16 protein-coding genes are annotated in these 19,994 nt (G+C 72.8%); 12 read left to right on the forward strand and 4 right to left on the reverse strand.

Annotated elements, in window-relative coordinates; translation table 11 throughout:
• Nucleotides 1–101: 101 nt before the first annotated feature.
• Both KUM38_RS19505 and KUM38_RS19510 read left to right on the forward strand, forming a co-directional pair.
• On the forward strand, nucleotides 102–2,612 hold the full coding sequence (locus KUM38_RS19505; RefSeq protein ID WP_254397444.1) for a ThuA domain-containing protein: 2,511 nt from the start codon (nucleotides 102–104) through the stop codon (nucleotides 2,610–2,612).
• 14 nt (nucleotides 2,613–2,626) lie between these two features.
• Nucleotides 2,627–4,819 (forward strand): OmpL47-type beta-barrel domain-containing protein, encoded by a 2,193-nt coding sequence (locus KUM38_RS19510; protein ID WP_217130685.1) that lies wholly within the window; start codon nucleotides 2,627–2,629, stop codon nucleotides 4,817–4,819.
• Nucleotides 4,820–4,902: 83 nt separating this feature from the next.
• Here the strand turns inward: KUM38_RS19510 and KUM38_RS19515 are convergent, their stop codons facing one another.
• Nucleotides 4,903–6,093: a zinc-dependent alcohol dehydrogenase gene (locus KUM38_RS19515; protein ID WP_217130686.1), complete on the reverse strand. Its 1,191-nt coding sequence runs from the start codon at nucleotides 6,091–6,093 to the stop codon at nucleotides 4,903–4,905.
• Between the two features lie 198 nt (nucleotides 6,094–6,291).
• Here KUM38_RS19515 and KUM38_RS19520 point away from each other — a divergent pair, with 198 nt between their 5' ends.
• Nucleotides 6,292–7,272: a DUF3048 domain-containing protein gene (locus tag KUM38_RS19520; RefSeq protein WP_217130687.1), complete on the forward strand. Its 981-nt coding sequence runs from the start codon at nucleotides 6,292–6,294 to the stop codon at nucleotides 7,270–7,272.
• A 3-nt stretch (nucleotides 7,273–7,275) separates the two neighbouring features.
• Here KUM38_RS19520 and KUM38_RS19525 read toward each other — a convergent pair whose 3' ends face one another.
• A complete protein-coding gene (locus KUM38_RS19525; RefSeq protein ID WP_217130688.1) occupies nucleotides 7,276–7,740 on the reverse strand; it encodes a MarR family winged helix-turn-helix transcriptional regulator in 465 nt (154 codons plus the stop codon).
• 207 nt (nucleotides 7,741–7,947) lie between these two features.
• Between KUM38_RS19525 and KUM38_RS19530 the strand changes: the two genes are divergently transcribed.
• From KUM38_RS19530 to pcaD, 6 genes are read left to right on the forward strand one after another with little or no spacing between them, the layout of a single operon-like run.
• The gene (locus KUM38_RS19530) at nucleotides 7,948–8,703 is read left to right on the forward strand and encodes a CoA transferase subunit A (protein WP_217130689.1); all 756 of its coding nucleotides are present in this window, start codon (nucleotides 7,948–7,950) and stop codon (nucleotides 8,701–8,703) included.
• Complete coding sequence (locus KUM38_RS19535; protein ID WP_217130690.1) at nucleotides 8,703–9,347, forward strand: CoA transferase subunit B; 645 nt, start codon at nucleotides 8,703–8,705, stop codon at nucleotides 9,345–9,347. The genes KUM38_RS19530 and KUM38_RS19535 overlap by 1 nt, the downstream gene beginning before the upstream one ends.
• Nucleotides 9,344–10,123, forward strand: a complete 780-nt coding sequence (pcaH, locus tag KUM38_RS19540; RefSeq protein WP_217130691.1) for a protocatechuate 3,4-dioxygenase subunit beta — start codon at nucleotides 9,344–9,346, stop codon at nucleotides 10,121–10,123. The genes KUM38_RS19535 and pcaH overlap by 4 nt, the downstream gene beginning before the upstream one ends.
• A gap of 6 nt (nucleotides 10,124–10,129) precedes the next feature.
• The gene (pcaG, locus tag KUM38_RS19545) at nucleotides 10,130–10,735 is read left to right on the forward strand and encodes a protocatechuate 3,4-dioxygenase subunit alpha (protein ID WP_217130692.1); all 606 of its coding nucleotides are present in this window, start codon (nucleotides 10,130–10,132) and stop codon (nucleotides 10,733–10,735) included.
• Entirely contained in the window at nucleotides 10,732–12,063 is a 1,332-nt protein-coding gene (gene pcaB, locus KUM38_RS19550; RefSeq protein ID WP_217130693.1) for a 3-carboxy-cis,cis-muconate cycloisomerase, read from the forward strand. The genes pcaG and pcaB overlap by 4 nt, the downstream gene beginning before the upstream one ends.
• A complete protein-coding gene (gene pcaD / locus KUM38_RS19555) occupies nucleotides 12,060–13,178 on the forward strand; it encodes a 3-oxoadipate enol-lactonase (protein ID WP_217130694.1) in 1,119 nt (372 codons plus the stop codon). The genes pcaB and pcaD overlap by 4 nt, the downstream gene beginning before the upstream one ends.
• A 28-nt stretch (nucleotides 13,179–13,206) precedes the next feature.
• Here the strand turns inward: pcaD and KUM38_RS19560 are convergent, their stop codons facing one another.
• Nucleotides 13,207–15,888 (reverse strand): AAA family ATPase, encoded by a 2,682-nt coding sequence (locus KUM38_RS19560; protein WP_217130695.1) that lies wholly within the window; start codon nucleotides 15,886–15,888, stop codon nucleotides 13,207–13,209.
• Between the two features lie 263 nt (nucleotides 15,889–16,151).
• On the opposite strand from KUM38_RS19560, the gene KUM38_RS19565 reads away from it, so the two are divergent.
• Complete coding sequence (locus KUM38_RS19565) at nucleotides 16,152–17,141, forward strand: DUF2510 domain-containing protein (protein WP_217130696.1); 990 nt, start codon at nucleotides 16,152–16,154, stop codon at nucleotides 17,139–17,141.
• Nucleotides 17,142–17,281: 140 nt separating this feature from the next.
• Here the strand turns inward: KUM38_RS19565 and KUM38_RS19570 are convergent, their stop codons facing one another.
• Nucleotides 17,282–17,896 carry a TetR/AcrR family transcriptional regulator gene (locus tag KUM38_RS19570; protein ID WP_217130697.1) on the reverse strand — a complete coding sequence of 205 codons (615 nt, stop codon included), beginning with the start codon at nucleotides 17,894–17,896 and terminating at the stop codon, nucleotides 17,282–17,284.
• Between the two features lie 174 nt (nucleotides 17,897–18,070).
• On the opposite strand from KUM38_RS19570, the gene KUM38_RS19575 reads away from it, so the two are divergent.
• Both KUM38_RS19575 and KUM38_RS19580 read left to right on the forward strand, forming a co-directional pair.
• Entirely contained in the window at nucleotides 18,071–18,868 is a 798-nt protein-coding gene (locus KUM38_RS19575) for a phosphatase PAP2 family protein (protein ID WP_217130698.1), read from the forward strand.
• On the forward strand, nucleotides 18,865–19,941 hold the full coding sequence (locus KUM38_RS19580; RefSeq protein WP_308408997.1) for a hypothetical protein: 1,077 nt from the start codon (nucleotides 18,865–18,867) through the stop codon (nucleotides 19,939–19,941). The genes KUM38_RS19575 and KUM38_RS19580 overlap by 4 nt, the downstream gene beginning before the upstream one ends.
• Nucleotides 19,942–19,994: the final 53 nt, after the last annotated feature.

The following is a 19,994-nucleotide window of genomic DNA, read 5'->3' on the forward strand; positions in this document are numbered from 1 at the left end:
GTATTGGCGTATGGCGCAAAGAGGTCTAGCTTCCTTGACGCTGTTGCTGCGACCGAGGAGGGGTGGGTGGCCACATGCGGTCCACATCGCATCAAGAACCCATGCGCTTACGAGGGTTGAGCACGAGAAGCACCAGGAACGCACGGAGGACGAGAACGAGACGACGCGTCTGGGCGGTCGGCGTGACCGCCGGGGTCGTCGCCGCCGGGCTGCTGTCGGGTCCCGCCGCCAGCGCGCGCCCGGCCCCGGATCCGTCCCTGATAACGATGTCCATCAAGTCGCCCCCGGGCGGCGCGAACGTACGCGTGCTGCTGTTCCACGGCTCCGCGGCCGGCGGTGACGAGTCGCCGCTCGTGAACGCCGGGATCGCGGCGATCGAGAAGATCGGGCTGTCCGGCCCGGCGGACCAGCGGTTCAAGGTCACCGCCACCGACGACGCCTCGGTCTTCACCGATGCCAGGAAGCTGGGCCGGTTCAACACCATCGTGTTCCTGACCGGCGGCGGGGACGTCCTCGACCCGGACCAGGAGGCGGGCCTGGAGGCGTACATGGAGGCCGGCGGCGGTTTCGTCGGCCTGCACGACGCGGCCCGCGCGGAGCCGTACTCGGACTGGTTCACCGGTCTGATCGGCGCCCGCCCGGCCGCGTCCGGCCCCGACAAGGTGCAGCGGGCGACCGTCGAGGTCGGCGACCGCGCGCACCCGGCGACCAAGAGCCTGCCGACGCAGTGGAAGCGGCCCGACAAGTGGCTGAACTGGGTGAAGAACCCCTCCGGCGACGTGCACACGGTCGCCAGGGTGCGCGAGTCGACCTACCAGCCCGGTGCGAGCGCCAACGGCTGGGACCATCCGGTGAGCTGGTGCCGTGACTACGACGGCGGCCGGTCCTTCTACACCGGCATGGGCGGCACGGTGTCGTCGTACGACGAGACCGACTTCCGTGACCATCTGCGCGGCGCCCTGCTGTGGACCAACCGCCTGGTGCAGGCCGACTGCAAGGCGACCATCACCGGCAACTACAAGGCGGAGCGGCTGACCCGGCCCAACCAGCCGGGCCAGAACGACCAGATCGGCGAACCGCACGGCCTGGTCACCGCCCCCGACGGCCGGGTCTTCTACATCGGCCGGGGCGGCGCGGACGCCTCCCAGCCCGTCGTCACCGACTGGAACGACCCGGACATCGGCAAGGGCACGGGCGAGATCCACGTCTACGACCCGAAGACCGAGAAGGTCACCCTCGCCGGGGCGCTCACCGTCTTCGGCAACAAGGGCGGCGGCGACGAGCTGCGGAAGGTCGAGGAGGGCCTGCTCGGCATCGAGCTGGACCCCGCGTTCGAGCAGAACGGGTGGGTGTACCTGCACTACACGCCCCACTCCGAGATCAACCGGGACACGCACATGGCCGAGCGGCGGGTCTCCCGCTTCACGCTCGATCAGGCCACGAACAAGCTGGACCTGGCCAGCGAGAAGGTGCTGCTGAAGTGGCCGGTGCAGATCCACAGCTGCTGCCACGCGGGCGGCGGGATGGCCTGGGACTCCAAGGGGAACCTGTACATCGCCACCGGTGACAACAACTCCAGCGGGTTCAGCGACGGTTACTCGGGCAACAACCCCGAGCCCGACTTCAAGGGCGTGTCCTTCGCGGACGCGCGCCGCACCGCCGGCAACACCAACAACCTCAACGGCAAGATCCTGCGCATCCACCCCGAGCCGGACGGCACGTACACCCTCCCCGAGGGCAACCTGTTCACCGGCAAGGAGACCGCCGAGGGCGGCGGCAAGACGCGCGGCGAGATCTACGTGATGGGTGTGCGCAACCCGGCGCGCATCTCCGTCGACAAGGAGACCGACGTCCTCTACGCGGGCTGGGTCGGCCCGGACGCCGGCGCCCCCTCGCCCACCTGGGGGCCGGCGAAGTACGACACGTTCGCCGCGATCACCGAGGCGTCCAACCGCGGCTGGCCCTACTGCATGGGCAACAAGCAGCCGTACCGGGACCGGAACCTGCCGGACCCGTCCAAGCCGCTGGGCTGGTACGACTGCGACGCCCCGAAGAACGAGTCGCCGAACAACGACGGTCTGGTCAACCTGCCGCCGGTGACCGGCAACAACATCTGGTACTCGCCGCAGGGCGGCGGCCCCGACTACCCGCGCGACGAGAACGGCGTCCCGTCGTACGAGCAGAGCGAGGCCACGTACCGGCTGCCCTGGCTGAAGGGCGGCGGCCAGGCCGCGATGAACGGCCCGGTCTACCGCTACGACGCCGACAGCGCCAGTGACGTGAAGTGGCCGGCGTACTGGGACGGCAAGTGGTTCGTCGGTGACTTCTACGACACCGACCAGCCGCGCAACGCGGTGCTGATGGACCCGAAGACGCAGGGCGACGGCGGTCTTCCGGTGCACTCGGAGTCCCTGAAGAAGATCGTGCCGGTCGGCAACGACGGCATCAAGAACCTGATGGACTGGAAGTTCGGTCCGGACGGCTCGCTGTACGTCCTCGACTACGGGCGCGGCTTCTTCACCTCCGACACCAAGTCCGCGCTGTGGCGGGTCACCTACACGGGCGGCGGGCCGACCCCGGCCGCCGGTCAGCTGGCGAGGGGAACCGAGTGATACGGCAACGAAGAATGTGGGCCGCCCTGCTGGCCGCCCTCCTCATGATGCTCGGCCTGCAGGCGACGACCTCCGCGGCCGACGGAACCGGTTCCGCCGATACGGCGGCGGCGGAGCAGGTGCTCACCTGGACCGCCGGTGACAGCATCACCGAGTACACGTCCGCGCCGACGACCGCGGTGGCCGGTCCGGCGACCATCGTGTTCGAGAACAGCGCGGCGACCGGCAACACCACCGGGATGCCGCACACGCTGACGTTCGTGACCTCCGACCCGGAGTTCAACAACGACGTCCAGCTGAACATCCTGGCCAACCCGGCCGACGCCCAGGGCGGTAAGCACACCGCCGAGGTGACGCTCACCCCGGGCCGCTACTTCTACCACTGCACCATCCCCGGCCACGGCGAGATGCAGGGCATCCTGACGGTGACCGAGGGCAGTGGCGAGGACACCACCGCGCCCGAGGCCACGGCGAAGGTGACCGGCTCGCAGAACGCCGAGGGCCAGTACGTGGGTTCGGCGAGCGTGACGGTCGAGGCCACCGACGAGGGCTCGGGCGTGGACCGGATCGAGTACGCGGTCGGGGCCGACGGCGCCTGGCAGCCGTACACCGCCCCGGTCGTGGTCGACCAGGTCGGCGCGCACACCGTGCGCTACCGCGCCCTGGACAAGGCGGGCAATGTCTCGGCGGAGAAGAGCGTCGCCTTCACGGTCGTCGCACCTCCGACGGACGACACCACAGCGCCGGAGACCTCGGCCACGGTGGACGGCGAGAAGAACGCCGACGGTGCCTACATCGACATGGCGACGGTCACCGTCACCGCGTCGGACACCGGCACCGGCGTCAACACCATCGAGTACGCGATCGGCGCCGACGGTGCCTGGCAGGCGTACACCGGTCCGGTGATGGTGCACCAGGTGGGCACCCACACCGTGCGCTACCGCGCCACCGACAGGGCGGGCAACACGGCGGCGGAGAAGAGCGTGGAGTTCACGGTCGTCGCCGCTCCCCCGCAGGACACCACCCCGCCGGCGACCGGTGTGACCGTGGAGGGGACCAAGAACTCCGACGGCGCCTACGTCGGTGACGCCACGGTGACCCTCAGCGCCGACGACGGACACGGCGGTTCGGGTGTCGCGGCCATCGAGTACTCGCTCGACGGCGGGCCGTACCTGGCCTACACCGAGCCCGTGGTCGTCGACCGGGCGGGCCGGCACACGGTCGCGTACCGGGCGAGCGACAAGGCCGGCAACACCTCCGAACCGCTCACGGTGAGCTTCACGGTCGTGGCGGACGGCGGGGTGCCCGCGCCGAACTGCCCCGAGTACGACGAGCGGTTGACGGTGATCGTCGGCACGGTCGACTCGGGCGTGCCGAACCGGGTCACCAACAACCGGTGCCGGATCGGCGAGCTGATCGAGGACGAGAAGGAGTGGACCTCGCAGGCGCTGTTCCTGAAGCACGTGAAGAGCGTGCTGGACAAGCTCAAGAAGGAAGGGGTCGTCGACCAGCGGGAGTACCGGGCGATCAACAAGGCGGCCCGCCAGTCCGGCATCGGCAAGCCCGGCCAGACCGACGGCTACCGCAAGATCATGGACGGCACCCAGGAGTCGTTCGCCAAGTGGGAGCAGGTGGGCGGCGGTTCGTTCGCGCTGAACCCGGACGGGTCGATCACCTCCGGCACCACCAAGGGCGGGCTCGGCATGCTGTGGTTCCCCGAGCGTACGTACGGCGACTTCTCGCTGAAGCTCCAGTGGCGTGACGACGCCCCGGGCACCGGCAACGCCAACTCGGGTGTGTTCGTGCGGTTCCCGCAGATCCACGACCACCCGGAGGAGCCACGGCCGGAGTGGGCCGCCATCAAGTACGGCCACGAGATCCAGGTGTTCGACTCGCCGACCGGCGACATGTACAAGACGGGCTCCGTCTACGGCTTCGACCGGGTCGGCCTGGCCGGCGCGGGCGTGACGCAGAAGGGCACCTGGAACGACTATGAGATCCGCGTGGTGGACCAGCACTACTCGGTCTACCGCAACGGTGTGCTGATCAACGAGTTCGACAACACCGGCGGCCAGGACTTCACCCCGCCGCGCTCGGACGACCCGGGCACGGACGGGCGGCGGTTCGCCTCCGGCTACATCGGACTGCAGGTGCACGGCACGACGGACGTCGTCTCCTACCGGGACGTCCGGATCAGGGAGCTGTAGTCACGGCGGGTCGGGAGGCCGGGGGTTCGTTCCGGTCTCCCGACCCGGCTCGGCCGCACCCGGCGGGTCCCCCGGCTCCCGGGTCAGGGCTTGATCAGTACCTTGACCGCGCCGTCCTGCTTCTTCTGGAACATGTCGTAGGCCCGCGGTGCCTCGTCGAGCGGCACGCGGTGGGTGGCGAAGTCGTCGACGCCGAGCGGGTCCTCGTCGGTGAGGTAGGGGATGATCTCGTCGCTCCAGCGGCGTACGTTCGCCTGACCCATGCGCATCTGGATCTGCTTGTCGAACAGGGTGAGCATGGGCATCGGGTCGGCCATGCCGCCGTAGACGCCGCTGATCGAGATGGTGCCGCCGCGCCGCACCAGTTCGATGGCGGTGTGCAGGGCGGCGAGCCGGTCGACGCTGAAGCGTTCCGCCATCGGGCCGCTGAGTTTGCGGGGCAGCAGCGCCGAGGCGTTCTGCACCATGCGGGCCGCCGCGCTGCCGTGCGCCTCGGTGCCGACGGCGTCGATCACGGCGTCGGGGCCGCGGCCGTCGGTCTGGTCGCGGATCGCGGCGACGAGTTCCTTCTCGTCGTCGAAGGAGCGCAGGTCGAAGGTCTCCACGCCCCGCTCGCGCGCCCGGTTCAGCCGCTCGGGGACCAGGTCCACGCCGAACACCCGCCCGGCGCCCCTGACCTGGGCGATCCGGCAGGCCATGTCGCCGATGGGGCCGAGCCCGAGCACGGCGACGCTGCCGCCCTGCGGGACACCGGCGTAGGCGACCGCCTGCCAGGCGGTGGGCAGGACGTCGGAGAGGTAGACGAACCGGTCGTCGGACGGCCCCTCGGGCACCTTGATCGGGCCGTACTGGGCCTGCGGGACCCGCAGGTACTCGGCCTGGGCGCCCGGAACCGCGCCGTACAGCCGGGTGTAGCCGAACAGGGCCGCGCCCATGCCCTCGGCGCTGACCTGGGTGGTCTCGCACTGGGTGGGCAGTCCGGTGAGGCACATCCAGCAGTTGCCGCAGGCGATCTGGAACGGCACCACGACCCGGTCGCCGACCTGGAGGTCGGGCACCGCCGCGCCGACCTCCTCGACGATGCCCATCGGCTCGTGGCCGAGGATGTCGCCCGGGGTCATGAACGGGGTGAGGACCTCGTACAGATGCAGATCGGATCCGCACAGTCCGGTGGAGGTGATGCGGATGACCGCGTCCGTCGGCTCCTCGATCCGGGGATCGGGCACGTTCTCCACCCTCACGTCCCGCTTTCCCTGCCAGGTCAGTGCCCTCATCGCCGCCCGCTCCCTCCGTGGTGGCCGGTGTGTCGCTCGTGCGGTGGGCGTCCGGGTACCCGAGCGGCCGCATGCCGAACCGCCGGCTCTCGAGCCGATCGGCGGAGGCCACCGCGCGGGAGCACCTCTGATCGACCATGGCCAACGGCGATCAGAAAAGCGCATAATCAAGACAACGGATGATATGAGGCGAATGCGGTGGCGACGGCGGGCACGGAGCGAGGGACGCGCCGACGGCGCGGCACGGGGGTGGGGGTGCTGGTGGCCGCGGTGCTCGCGGCCGGGCCGGTGGCGGGCTGCACGACGTCGGACGGGCCGCGTGACGACGGGCGGGGGTCGCCGACACGGCCCGGCGGACAGGACAGCCCGCCGGTACTCGCCGTGAAGATCGACAACGCCCCCGCAGCCCGGCCTCAGACAGGCGTGGACGCCGCCGACGTGGTGTACGCCGAGCAGGTCGAGGGCGGGACCAGCAGACTGATCGCCGTGTACGCCACCGAGCTGCCGGAGTCCGTCGGTCCGGTGCGCAGCGCCCGGGAGTCGGATCTGGAACTGCTGCACCAGTTCGACCGGCCGGTGCTGGCCCACTCCGGGGCGCAGAGCAAGCTGATGCCGCTGATCGAGCGGGCACCGCTCGAGGCGGTGACACCCGGGTCGGAGCCCGAGGCCTACACCCGGGACCCCGGCCGGTCCGCTCCCCACAACCTGTACCTGCGACCGGAGCGGCTCATGGACGACCCGCCCGGCGAGGCCGCCCTGACCACCGGTTTCCGCTTCGGCCGGCCCCCGGCGGACGGCGAGCCCCGAAACGAACTCACGGTGCGGTACCCGGCCTCCCGTACCACCTTCACCTGGTCCGATGCCCGCGACCGCTGGCTGGTCTCGATGGACGGCACCCCGGCACTCACCGCGGAGGGCGAGCGACTGGCGCCCGCGACGGTGGTCGTGCAGTACGTGACCGTGCGCCCCTCCGGGTTCCGGGACTTCCTCGGCAACAACACCCCGTACACCGAGACGGTGGGCTCCGGGGAGGCCACCGTGCTGCGCGACGGACGCGGGTACGAGGCGAACTGGAGCCGTCCGGCCGCCGAGGACGGCACCTCGTTCACCACCGAGGCGGGCGAACGGATGAACTTCGCCCACGGCCAGGTCTGGGTGGTGTACGCGAAGACGCCCTGAGTCTCAGCGCGGTGCGGCCAGGGAGGGCGCCGGATCGCGCAGTCCTTCGGCCGCGTCCGCGACCCGCCGGATCAGGTCGATGAAGAGCGCCTGCTCGTCGGCGTCGAGCGGGGCCAGGAAGACCTGGTTCATCCGCGCGGTGCGCACCGTCAGCCTGCGGTGGGTGCGCACGCCGTCGTCGGTGAGGCGCAGCAGGAAGCGGCGGCCGTCCTGCGGATCGCGGACCTTGTCCAGCAGCCCGCGCCGGATGAGCCGGCCGATCACCTCGGCGATGGTGGACCGGTCAAGGCCGACCCGCTCCCCCACGGTGCGCTGGTCCAGGCCCGGCTCGGCGACGAGCGCGTTGAGGACCGCGAACTGCGGCGAGGTGATCTCCTCGGAGACCATCGTGTTCCACAGCAGGTAGTGCGCCTGCTGGAGCCGCCGGGCGAGGTGCCCGGGATGGGTGGTGAGGTCCACCGCGGCCATGTGCGCTCCCCGGTCGTTTTCGTTGGTGCACTGAACAATACCCGCACGGGTGCGCCTTCGCCGTGACCTCGTGTGTCGTTCGATGCGGAAATGACCAGGCTATTGACGCTCCGGCCCTCTCGATGACAGCGTGAGGCCGATCTCGCGGAAATACTCAGTGCCCTGACTAACTCGGTCGGGCCGCCTCGAAGGGACGGGATTCCTCGGATGGACAAGGTGGTCGCCTCGGCTGCGGAGGCGGTGGCTGACGTGCCGGACGGCGCGTCACTGGCGGTGGGCGGCTTCGGCCTCAGCGGCGTGCCGAACGTGCTGATCCAGGCGCTGTACGAGCGGGGGGTCGACGGTCTGTCGGTCGTCTCGAACAACTGCGGGGCGATGGAGTCCGGGCTCGCGGTGCTGCTGGCGGCGGGCCGGATCGCCCGGGTGACCGGTTCCTACATCGGCGCGAACAAGGAGTTCGCGCGGCAGTACCTGGCCGGCGAGCTGGAGGTGGAGCTGATCCCGCAGGGCACGCTCGCCGAAAGGCTGCGCGCCGGGGGCGCCGGCGTCCCCGCGTTCTACACCCCGGCGGGTGTGGGCACACAGGTCGCCGAGGGCGGACTGCCCTGGCGCTACGACGGCTCCGGCGGAGTGGCCATCGCCTCGCCGCCCAAGGAGGTCCGGGAGTTCGACGGCACGGAGTACGTGCTGGAGCGCGGCATCCGCACCGACTACGCGCTGGTGCGGGCGGCGAAGGGCGACCGGCACGGGAACCTGGTGTTCAACAAGTCCGCCCGCAACTTCAACCCCCTCGCGGCGATGGCGGGCAAGGTCACCGTCGCCGAGGTGGAGGAGCTGGTCGAGCCCGGGGAGATCGAGCCGGACGCCGTGCACCTGCCGGGCGTCTTCGTGCAGCGGGTGGTCGCCCTCACGCCCGAGCAGGCGGCGGACAAGAAGATCGAGCGGCGGACGGTGAGCGGCTGATGGCCTGGACACGGGAAGAGATGGCCGCGCGGGCGGCCCGGGAACTGCGCGACGGCCAGTACGTCAACCTCGGCATCGGCCTGCCCACGCTGATCCCCAACCATCTCCCGGCCGGTGTCGAGGTGGTGCTGGAGAGCGAGAACGGCATCCTGGGCACCGGCCCGTACCCCACCGAGGACGCCGTCGACCCGGACCTGATCAACGCGGGCAAGGAGACCGTCACCGTCCTTCCGGGCGCCTCCTTCTTCGACTCGGCGCTGTCCTTCGGGATGATCCGGGGCGGGCACATCGACGTCGCGGTGCTGGGCGCGATGCAGGTCTCCGCGCGGGGCGACCTGGCCAACTGGGCGGTGCCCGGCAAGCTCGTCACCGGCATCGGCGGCGCGATGGACCTGGTCCACGGCGCCCGCACGGTGATCGTGGTGATGACCCACACCGCCAAGGACGGCTCGCCGAAGATCGTGACGGAGTGCGCGCTGCCGCTGACCGGCAAGGCGTGCGTGGACCGGATCATCACCGACCTCGGCGTCCTCGACGTCACCGACGACGGGCTCGTCCTCGTCGAGACCGCTCCCGGTGTCACCGCCGAGGAGATCACCGCCAAGACCGGAGCCGAACTCACCCTCGGGAAGGGCCTGTCGTGACCGACGTACTCACTCAAGCCGACATCGACCGGGAGATCGCGGCCGAGCACGCCGCGTACGAGAAGCGGGTCGCCGACGGCGCGCCCGTCGAGCACCAGCCGCGCCGTGACTACGCGCCGTACCGCTCCTCGGTGCTGCGCCACCCGAAGCAGCCCCCGGTCGCCATCGACGTCACCAAGGACCCGGAGCTGGTGGAGCTGTCCTCCCCCGCGTTCGGCGAACGGGACATCACGGAGATCGACAACGACCTGACCCGGCAGCACACCGGCGAGCCGATCGGCGAGCGCATCACCGTCTCCGGCCGGCTGCTGGACCGCGCCGGGCGCCCGATCCGCGGCCAGCTCATCGAGATCTGGCAGGCCAACTCGGCGGGCCGCTACGCCCATCAGCGCGAGCAGCACGACGCCCCGCTGGACCCGAACTTCACCGGCGTGGGCCGCACCCTCAGCGACGACGAGGGCCGCTACCACTTCACCACCGTCCAGCCGGGCCCGTACCCCTGGCGCCAGCACCTCAACGCCTGGCGGCCCGCCCACATCCACTTCTCGGTCTTCGGCACGTCGTTCACCCAGCGGCTGGTGACGCAGATGTACTTCCCCAGCGATCCGCTCTTCCCGTACGACCCGATCATCCAGTCGGTGACGGACGACGCCGCACGGCAGCGGCTGATCGCGACGTACGACCACAACCTGTCGGTGCCGGAGTTCTCGATGGGCTACCACTGGGACATCGTGCTCGACGGACCGCAGGCCACCTGGATGGAAGAGGGGCGCTGACCCGCCATGACGAAGATCGACACCACGCGTCCGGAGACCGTGCTGCCCACCCCGTCCCACACGGTCGGCCCCTTCTACGGCCACGCCCTGCCCTTCCCCGGCGGCGGCGACATCGCGCCCGTCGGCCACCCGGACACCATCGCCCTCCAGGGGTACGTGTACGACGGCGACGGCGACCCGCTGCCGGACGCCTTCCTGGAGCTGTGGGGCCCGGACCCGGACGGCAACGTGTCCCGGGTCGACGGCTCGATGCGGCGCGACCCGGCGACGGGCGGCTTCCTCGGCCGCAACGGCGTGGAGTTCACCGGCTTCGGGCGGATCCAGACCGACGCGAACGGTCACTGGTACGCCCGTACGCTGCGCCCCGGAGCACGCGGGGGGAACGCGCCGTACCTCAGTGTGTGCGTGTTCGCGCGGGGTCTGCTGGTGCACCTGTTCACCCGGATCTACCTGCCGGGCGACGAGGCGGCGCTGGCGGCGGACCCGCTGCTGTCCCGGCTCGACGCCGGGCGCCGCGACACGCTGGTCGCGGGCGAGGAGGGCGCCGGCACGTACCGTTTCGACATCCGTCTTCAGGGCGAGGGCGAGACGGTCTTCCTGGAGTTCCAGTGACATCAGCCGACACCGACACCGGTCTGCTCGCCCCCGGGTGGGCCGGTTCCCCGGCCGCCGCCGAGACGGCGGACGCGGCGTTCCTGCGGGCGCTGCTCGACGCGGAGGCCGCGCTGACCCGCGCCCAGGCCTCACTGGGGCTCGCCCCGGCGCAGGCGGCGACGGCGGTGACGGAGGCCGCCGATCCGGCCGGTTTCGACGTCGCGTCCCTCGCCGTGCGGGCGCGGGGCGGCGGGAATCCGGTGATCCCGCTGGTCGCGGAGCTGACCCGGGCGGTCGGCGAGGAGTACGGCCCGTACGTGCACCGGGGTGCGACCAGCCAGGACATCATGGACACCGCCATGATGCTGGTCGCCCACCGCGCCCTGGGCCCGGTCCTCGCCGACCTCGACCGCTGCCGGCGGGCCCTGACCGAACTGGCCGCCGCGCACCGTGACACCCCGATGCCGGGCCGGACGCTGACCCAGCACGCCGTACCGACGACGTTCGGGCTGAAGGCGGCCGGGTGGCGGTCGCTGGTGCTGGACGCGCGGGACCGGGTGACGGCGGTACGCGGCTCACTGCCCGCCCAACTCGGCGGTGCGGCCGGAACGCTGGCGGCCTTCTCCGCGTACGGGGCTAAGGACGCCACCGCGCTGCCGGGCGCGTACGCCCGTGAACTCGGGCTCGCCGAACCCCTGTTGCCCTGGCACACGCTCCGCACGCCGGTCGCCGATCTCGCCGGCTGTCTCGCCTTCGCCGCCGGCGCGCTGGGCAAGCTCGCGGCGGACGTCCTCACCCTCTCCCGCACGGAGATCGCCGAGGTCGCCGAGGGCAGCGGCGGCGGCTCCTCGGCCATGCCGCACAAGGCGAACCCGGTGCGCTCGACACTGATCGCGGCGGCGGCACGGCGCGCACCGCAGCTCGCGGCGACGCTGTACGGCTCACTGGTGGCCGAGGACGAGCGGCCGGCCGGCGCCTGGCACGCCGAATGGGAACCGCTGAGGGACCTGCTCCGTCTGGTGGGCGGTGCCGCCCGGGACGCCGCCGAACTGACCGAGGGGCTGCGGGTGCGTCCGGAGGTCATGGACGAACACCTCCGGCTCACCCACGGACTGATCGTCTCCGAGCGGCTGTCCGCCGAGCTGGCGCCGGTCCTCGGCCGCGCCCGCGCGAAGGAGCTGCTCACGGAGCTGGCCCGGCGGGCGTACCGGGAAGGACGTGACCTCGGCGAACTGCTCGCCGCCGAAGCCGAGTTGAAGGAGACCGACGTCTCCTCCCTCATCGACCCCGCCCGTTACACCGGCTCCGCCGGACCCCTCACCGACCGTGCTCTGGAGCGACGTTGACCGACCGACTTCTCAACCACTGCGAAGAGGGCCCCGCTTCCGCTCCCCCGCTGCTGCTCGGCCCCTCGCTCGGCACGTCGTACGCCCTGTGGGACGGGGTGGCGCCCGAGCTGTCGGCCGCGCACCGCGTGGTCCGCTGGGACCTGCCGGGGCACGGCGGTTCGGCGGCGGGGCTGATCGGCCCCGGTGCCACCGTCGGCGACCTCGCCGGGCTGGTGCTCGCGCTCGCCGACGCGCTCGGCATCGAGCGGTTCGCGTACGCGGGCGTCTCGCTGGGCGGTGCGGTGGGGCTGCATCTGGCCGTGCACCGTCCGGACCGGCTGTCGTCGCTGGCCGTGATCTGCTCCTCGGCGCACTTCAACGGCGCGAAGCCGTGGGAGGAGCGGGCGGCGCGGGTGCGGAGCGAAGGGCTCGCCGGACTCGCGGAGGGCGCGGACGCCCGGTGGTTCACGTCCGGGTTCACCGTGCCGGGACTGGTCCGGGACCACCGGGAGGCCGACCCGGAGGCGTACGCCGCCTGCTGTGACGCGCTGGCCGCGTTCGATCTGCGGGACCGGCTGGCGGAGGTGTCCGTGCCGACGCTGCTGGTGGCCGGCCGGGAGGACCCGGCGACGCCGCCCGAGCATCTGCGGGAGATCGCGGACGCGGTGCCGGACGCCGCGCTCGTGGAGATCCCGGGTGCCTCGCACCTGGCGCCGGCCCAGCGCCCGGAGGCGGTGCTGGCCGCGTTGCGGGCGCACTTCGACGGGACGGCCCGGCGCGGCATGGAGGTGCGCCGGGAGGTGCTGGGCGACGCGCACGTGGACCGGGCGCAGGCCCGGCAGACGCCGTTCACGGCACGCTTCCAGGACTTCATCTCGCGCTACGCCTGGGGCGAGATCTGGACCGACCCGACCCTCACCCGCCGCGAACGCAGCATGATCACGCTCACGGCGCTGGTCGCGCACGGCCACTACGACGAGCTCGCCCTGCACGTCCGCGCGGCGCGTCGGGGCGGGCTCACCCCCGAGGAGATCGGGGCGGTGCTGCTCCAGACGGCCGTGTACTGCGGGGTCCCGGCGGCGAACTCGGCGTTCGCGACGGCCCAGCGGGTGCTGGCGGAGGAGGACGAGTAGCCGGGGGCGTCCTCCCGGGACAGAACGGCTAGCGCGGTCCCCCACCCGCCTTGAGCTCCTCCCGGGCCCGCTTCACCAGGCCGTCCGCGCCGCAGGAGCGGGCCAGGGCGAGGCCGCGTTCGAGGTCGGGTACGGAACGGGCGAGGATGCCGTACTCGACGCGGGCCACGGCGTGCTCGTACTGGCAGGGGGAGGACTCCAGGAAGGTGACCGCCTGGGCGGCGAGGCGGACCGCGCGCTGGCCGGTCTCCAGGGCGGCGGCGACGCGCAGGGCCTCCCCTATGGCGGTGTCCGTGCCGAAGCGTTCGGCCTGCCGGCGTACGTCGACGGCGAGCCGGGCGGCACGGGCGGGGTCCTCGGTGGCGAGGGCGCGGGCGAGGTCGGCGGCCCAGAAGACGTGCACCGGATTGTGGTGGCCGCGCGCGGCCGCCGCCTTCTGGGCCTCCTCCAGTTCGTTGACGCCCTCCTGGACGCGGCCGACGGCGAGCAGCAGCCGGCCGCGCACGGAGCGCGGGTCGGGCAGCACGATGGTGGACGGGTAGGGCGGTGCGAAGTCGTGCTGTTCGGCCACCGCCCAGGCCTCGTCGACGTGACCGCGGGCGAGCAGGGTGTCGACGAGGTTGCAGGTGGCCGTCCAGTACAGGGGCAGTCCGCGGCCGACGCGTTCGGCCAGGCGCAGGGACTCGCGCAGTTCCGCCTCCGCCGCCTCCAGCCGGCCCCGTCTGCGGTGCCCGAGTCCCACGTAGGCGTGGGCCAGCGCCAGGTGGCCGCCGCTCCAGCCCGCCGTGTCGTAGGCGTGCAGGGCCTCGTTGTAGAGGCTCTCGGCGCGGTCGAGGCGGTCGGTGTAGGCGTAGGCGTCGGCCAGCATCAGCAGCAGCTCGACGCCCCACTCGGAGTCGGTCCAGCCGAGGCCGGGGGCGAGGCGGCCGTTGACGAGGGCGCGGTCGCAGATCTCGACGATCTCCTCGGCGTTCTCGCCGCGCATCATGGCGTCGAAGCCGCGCACGATGAGCAGCGCGCGTTCGGAGTTGTCCCGGCCGGTGCAGGTGGCGGCGAGTTCGGCCAGCCGTTCGGAGCGGCCGGGGGAGGCGGCCTCGCCGGCGTGGATGCCCTCCCACATGAACTGCACGGTCCGCAGCCGCATCTGTGCGGGGCCGGGTTCGAGCCGGGCGGCCTCCGCCTCGACGGTGCGGACGGCCTCCTCCAGCTGGTCGTTGTGCAGCAGCGCCTGGGAGAGGCGGACCACGGCGTCCACCCGTCGGTCGCCGTCGAGGCCGGGCATGCCGAGGGCGGCCCGCAGATGGCCGATGGTGCGGGCGGGTGCGGTGAGGAAGGTGGCGCAGCCCAGTTCGTAGAGGACCTGCGCGTGGACCTCGGGGCGGGGCGGTTCCTCCAGGGCGCGTTCCAGGCAGCGGCGGGCGGCGTCCGGGGCGCCGACGGCGAGGTGTTCGCGGGCGGCCTCGCGCAGTTGCCAGACGAGTTCCTCGTCGTCGTCCGGGTGCACTTCGAGGAGGTGGCGGGCCGCCGCGGCGGCGCCGTGTCCGGAGTCGGTGACGATCCGGGCGGCTATGCCGTGCATGGCGCGGCGCAGCGCGTCGGGGATGGAGTTGTAGACGGCGGTGGCGATCAGGGGGTGGACGAACTCGAGGTCGGCGGGTGCGCTGCGGCCCGTGGTGGACGGGTCCGGGGCGGTGAGGATGCGGGCGCCGCGCAGGAGCTCGGCGCAGCGGGCGGCGGCGTCGACGTCCAGGGTGGCGAGCCGGGCCACCAGGCCGACGGTGATGTCGTTGCCGAGGATGGCGGCGGCCCAGGCGAACCGGGTGGCGTCTATGCCGAGTTCTTCCAGGCGTTCGACGAGTCCGCCGCCGCGGGCGGAGCGGTTCAGGTCGCGCAGTTCGCCGGCGTGGGCCTCGACGGGTTCGAGTTCGCTGTCCTGGACCTTGGCGAGGAGTTCGACGGTCTCGTAGGGGTTGCCGCCGGTGACGGCCCAGACCTCGCGGCAGAACGCGGCGTCGGCGTTCTCGCCCAGTGCGGCGCGGGTGAGTCCGGCCGTGGCCTCCGGGGTGAGGGCGCTGAGGGTGGTGACGGGCCGGTCGGCGGCGACGGCGTCCAGGTACCGGGCGCTCGCTCCGGAGATCTCGCCGGGCCGGCGGGCGATCACGACGAGGACGGACAGGTCCACCAGGCGTTCGGCGAAGGAGGCGAGCCAGCGCAGGGTCTCCTGGTCGGCCCAGTGCGCGTCGTCGATCAGCAGGACCAGCGGCCAGTCCCTGCGGGCCAGCCGGCGCACGGCGGCGACCAGTCCCTCGCACACGCCCCGCGGGTCGGCGTGCCCCTCGCCGGGGTCGGCGATGCCGAGGGCGGGGCCGGCGATGTCGTACCAGTCGCCGAGGTACTCGCGTGCCTCCTCCGGCAGCATCGACACCAGCGCGGGCTGGAGGAGTTGGCGCACGACGTTGAAGGGGACGGAGCGCAGGGTCTCGCCGCCGCGGGCCGACCACACGGTGCAGCCGCGCTGTTCGGCGATGCGGCGGGTCTCGGCCAGCAGCGCGGTCTTGCCGAGCCCGGCCTCGCCCCGGAGCACCAGCAGGCCGCCCGGCGAGGAGCGGTCCGCGCACAGGGTGTCGACGGCCTCCGTGATCGCGGCGACTTCCTCGTCGCGCTCCCACAGAGCGGCCGTGGGGACGGCCGGGGGCCGTACCTCCGTCATCCCGCTACCTCCCCAGAGTCGCCCGAATGACGTACAGACCTTGAGCCTAGTCCTCCTGCCGTCCGAGCGGTGCCCGCTCGCGCCACGTGTTGCCGTGACGGGTGACACGGCCCCACGGAATCGACGCGTACCACCCCTCACCAGGGGTCCTGATGGTCAACTGCTGTCAAGGGGCGGGGAGACGGCAATCACCGGGCGGTCCGTACGGGGGTGTGACGGGGCTCTCTCATCCGGCTTTCACCGAGGCCTCATACGGTGGGGGCATGACGCAGGTGACTCCTCCCGGGTGGTACCCCGACCCCGGGCAGACGAATGAGGGGCCGGCCACCGAGCGCTGGTGGGACGGCAACGCCTGGACGGAGCAGGTCCGTCCGGTGGGGCGGGCCGCCGCCTGGGGTCCCCCGGCGCCGGGCGGCGCGGGCGGGCCGGCGTATCCGGCGTATCCCGCTCCGGCCCCGCCCGGGCGGGGGCGACGGGTGCGGAACGGGATAGCCGTGGCGGTGGCCGTCGCCGTCCTGGCGAGCATCGGTGTGGGTGTGTACGCGCTGACGGACGACGGCGGGGGCGGCGGTACCGCGACCTCGCAAGGGCCGGGCGGACGGGACGGCGGGCCGTTCGGCGACTCGGGAGGGCAGGACGGGGGCTCCGGCGGGTCGGACGGGGACTCCGGTGGTTCCGGTGGCGAGGAGCCCGCGCCGGACGGGTCCGAGGCGCCGCGGGTGGAGAGCGGGTCGGTGACCGACGGGCTGAGCGGGATCAGCCTGCCCATCCCGGACGGCTGGTACGGCCAGGAGCTGCAGGTGGGTGCCTCGGTGACGTCGGAGGACTCGTACGACTGCCCCGGTGACACCTCCAAGACGTGCACCAAGGGCGGGGCGTACTCGGCGCCGGCCCTGGCGTTCGGCAGCCGCGGCTCCACCGCCGAGGAGGTCGCCAAGGCGGACATCTCCGCCAACGCGGAGGAGAGCTACGGCGGTGCGGCGTACGGGAAGATCACCTCGCACGACGTCCTCGCGTCCAAGGCCGTGACCGTGGCCGGGCAGAAGGGCTATCTGGTGCGCTGGAAGGCGGTGACCAGCAAGGGCTCCGACGGGTACGTCCAGTCGCTGGCCTTCCCGTCCCCCGCGCAGCCGCAGCAGATCGTCGTGGTCCGCTTCGGGGTGGACACCGATCAGAAGCAGTCCGTGCTCGACGAGATCACCGAGGGCATCGAGGTCTCGTCGGGCGGCGGCGGCAACGGCCAGGACGTCTGACACCCGCACCGTGACGGCCGGGTGGGACACCCCTCCGCTCAAGAGGTGTCCCACCCGGCCGGGGTGGGCGCCGCCCCCGTCCCCACGGTGCGGCGCGGTCAGGCCGCCGTACGGTCATCCCGTCGACGGCGGCCTGCGTCTCATTCGAGGCCGAGGGCCGGCAGTACGGCGGCCTCCACGAACCGGAGCAGATAGTCCGGGTCCGCGTTGCGGCCTTCCAGTATGGGCCGGACCCGCAGCACACCGAAGATCTGCGCCGGAACGTACTCCAGCGCCGGGTTCCCGGCGGCGACCTCCCCGCGCTCGACGCCGCGCCGCAGGATCTCCTCCAGTGCGCTGATCTCCGGGTCGACCAGTGCCTCGCGCAGCGCCTGCGCCAGTTCCCGGTCCTGGACGACCGCGTGCCCGAGCGCCTGGAGCAGCGTGGTGTCCTTCGGCGACCACTCCCCCGCGCACCGCGCGACCTCGCGCAGGTCCCCGGCGAGGGTGCCGGTGTCGACGCGGGCGAACCGCGCCTGCCGGCTGGAGCGCAGGGCGGCGGCGACGAACCGGGGCTTGGTCCGCCACTGCCGGTACAGCGTGGACTTGCTGCACCGCGTACTGGCGGCGACGCCCTCCATGGTGACGGCGTCGTAGCCGCACTCGCGGATCTGGTCCAGCACGGCGTCGAAGAACTCCCGCTCACGCTCCGGCGTGATCTTGGAGCGGCGCGAGGTCCCGGCCGGCCCGGGGCGGTCCGCGTCCTGCGACGTCATCGGCTCGGCTCCTTGTCCCTCACGTGAGGCGTGCGTCATCGGTACACCAGTGTACCGGTACGCACCCGTACCGGTACGCAACCGTATCGGTACACTGTCGTATCGGTACGAACCCGTATCGATGAGAGTCGGTACCCGCGCGCACCGTCTGCACCACGACAGAAAGGGCCGGGGATGAATGGCCGCGAGGAGCCTGGACCCGCGGGGTCCGACGCACCGGTGCGCCCGCCGCTCGTACGTGAACTCCTGCTGGTGGCGGGGCTCTTCCTCGTCTACAAGCTCGGCCGGCGGATGGCGACCGGCCACACCGGCGAGGCGTACCGCAACGGCCACGGGGTGTGGGACCTGGAGCGCGCGCTCCGCCTGCCCGGCGAGGGCGCGGTGCAGTCCCTGCTGCTGCACGGCGACGGGCTCGCGCACCTCGCGAACACCTACTACGCGGTCGTCCACTTCCCGGCCACCGCGGTCTTCCTGGTCTGGCTCTACCTGCGCCGCCCGGCCCACTACGTCTGGGCGCGCCGGATCCTGGCGGCGGTCACCGCCGCCGCGCTGGTGCTGCACCTGACGTTCCCGCTCGCCCCGCCGCGGATGCTCGCCGCCACGGGCCTGGTGGACACCGCGCGGGTGTACGGGCCGTCGGTGTACGGCCCGCCGGAAACCGACCAGCTGTCGAACCAGTTCGCGGCGATGCCCTCGCTGCACTTCGGGTGGGCGCTGATGGTGGCGGTCGGCCTGGTCGTCGCCACCCGCGCGGGGTGGCGGTGGCTGTGGCTGCTGCACCCGCTGGTGACGCTGCTGGTGATCGTGGGGACGGCGAACCACTTCTGGCTGGACGCGCTCGTGGCGGCGGCGCTGCTGGGCCTCGCGCTCGTGGTGCTGCGCCCGCCGCGGCACACGGCGACGGGGGCGGGCCGGGTCCGGGCCCGTCAGGTGCCGGCGCGGGACCGGGCGCTCGCGGGGGCGGGCCGGTGAGCGCCGTCGTCGTGGCCGTCCTGCTGTCCCTCGTCTCCGCCGTCGCCTACGCCGCCGCGGCGGTGGCCCAGGAACGGCTGGCCTCCCGGTCCTCCGGCACCGGCACGCTGCGGCTGCTGGCCGACGGCGCCTGGTGGTGGGCGGTCGCGCTGAACGCCTCGGCCGCGCTGCTCCACGTGGTGGCGCTCACGTACGGCCCGCTCACCGTGGTCCAGCCGCTGGGCGCCCTCACCCTGGTCGCGGCGGTGCCCCTGGGGGCGCGGATCGCGGGGCGGCCGGTGAGCGCGGTCGAGTGGCGGGGGACGGCGTTCACCCTCGCCGGTCTGGCGGCGGTGCTGGCCACGGCGTCCGGACCGGCGCCCGACGACGTGCTGGGCGTGCCCGAGGCGCTGGCCGTCGCGGGCGGTACGGCGACCCTGATCGGCCTGCTGTCGTGGCCGGGGTCCCGGCCCGGTCTGCGGCACGCGACCGCGTCGGGCATCGCCTCCGGGGTGGCCTCGGCGCTCACCCAGACCGTGACGGTCGCGGCGACGGACCGGTCCGGTCCGCTGCCCGGCGTCCAGGTGGCCGTGGTGGCGCTGCTGGTGGCCGCCTTCGCGGCCGGCGGGCTGCTGCTGTCCCAGACCGCCTACCGCGGCGGCCTGGGCGCCCCGCTCGCGGTGGTCACCCTGACGAACCCGCTGGCGGCCGCGGTGATCGGCCTCTCCCTCCTCGGCGAACGCCTCCGCGGCGGCCCGGCGGGCATCCTGCTCGCGCTGACCGGCGCGGGGCTCGCCGCCCGGGGCGTGCTGTTGCTGAGCCGGGCGGCACCCCGCCCGGCGGGAGCGCCCGTGGCCCCACAAACACCGGTCACCCCGGTATCCCCGCCTCCCACGGTGCGGCAACGGGGTCCCGCGGAGGAGGTCACGACTGCGGGCACTCGCGCCGCCGTGACCGCGGACAGTCGTGCCTCCCCCAGTGCCTCAAAGGCCTGGGAGGTGCCCCCAGGGGCGGCACGGGTGGGCGGTGGGGGTCCCCCCGCTCGAGCGAAGCCGAGAGTGGGGGAGGCACCCCGCACACGCCGGGCTGCGTGACACCACCCGACCAGCCCCCCCCCCCCCGGACCCCCCGGCCGGCGGGCAGTCCG

It is taken from the genome of Streptomyces sp. AC558_RSS880, assembly GCF_019049255.1.
GTDB lineage: Bacteria > Actinomycetota > Actinomycetes > Streptomycetales > Streptomycetaceae > Streptomyces.

Bases quoted from the DNA above. Each gene is read 5' to 3' on its own strand.
- pcaG (WP_217130692.1), top strand. From the start codon at position 10,130: ATGACGAAGATCGACACCACGCGTCCGGAGACCGTGCTGCCCACCCCG.
- KUM38_RS19510 (WP_217130685.1), top strand. From the start codon at position 2,627: ATGTGGGCCGCCCTGCTGGCCGCCCTCCTCATGATGCTCGGCCTGCAG.
- KUM38_RS19515 (WP_217130686.1), bottom strand. From the start codon at position 6,093: ATGAGGGCACTGACCTGGCAGGGAAAGCGGGACGTGAGGGTGGAGAAC.
- KUM38_RS19570 (WP_217130697.1), bottom strand. From the start codon at position 17,896: ATGACGTCGCAGGACGCGGACCGCCCCGGGCCGGCCGGGACCTCGCGC.
- KUM38_RS19530 (WP_217130689.1), top strand. From the start codon at position 7,948: ATGGACAAGGTGGTCGCCTCGGCTGCGGAGGCGGTGGCTGACGTGCCG.
- KUM38_RS19525 (WP_217130688.1), bottom strand. From the start codon at position 7,740: ATGGCCGCGGTGGACCTCACCACCCATCCCGGGCACCTCGCCCGGCGG.
- KUM38_RS19560 (WP_217130695.1), bottom strand. From the start codon at position 15,888: ATGACGGAGGTACGGCCCCCGGCCGTCCCCACGGCCGCTCTGTGGGAG.
- KUM38_RS19505 (WP_254397444.1), top strand. From the start codon at position 102: ATGCGCTTACGAGGGTTGAGCACGAGAAGCACCAGGAACGCACGGAGG.
- KUM38_RS19535 (WP_217130690.1), top strand. From the start codon at position 8,703: ATGGCCTGGACACGGGAAGAGATGGCCGCGCGGGCGGCCCGGGAACTG.
- KUM38_RS19565 (WP_217130696.1), top strand. From the start codon at position 16,152: ATGACGCAGGTGACTCCTCCCGGGTGGTACCCCGACCCCGGGCAGACG.
- KUM38_RS19575 (WP_217130698.1), top strand. From the start codon at position 18,071: ATGAATGGCCGCGAGGAGCCTGGACCCGCGGGGTCCGACGCACCGGTG.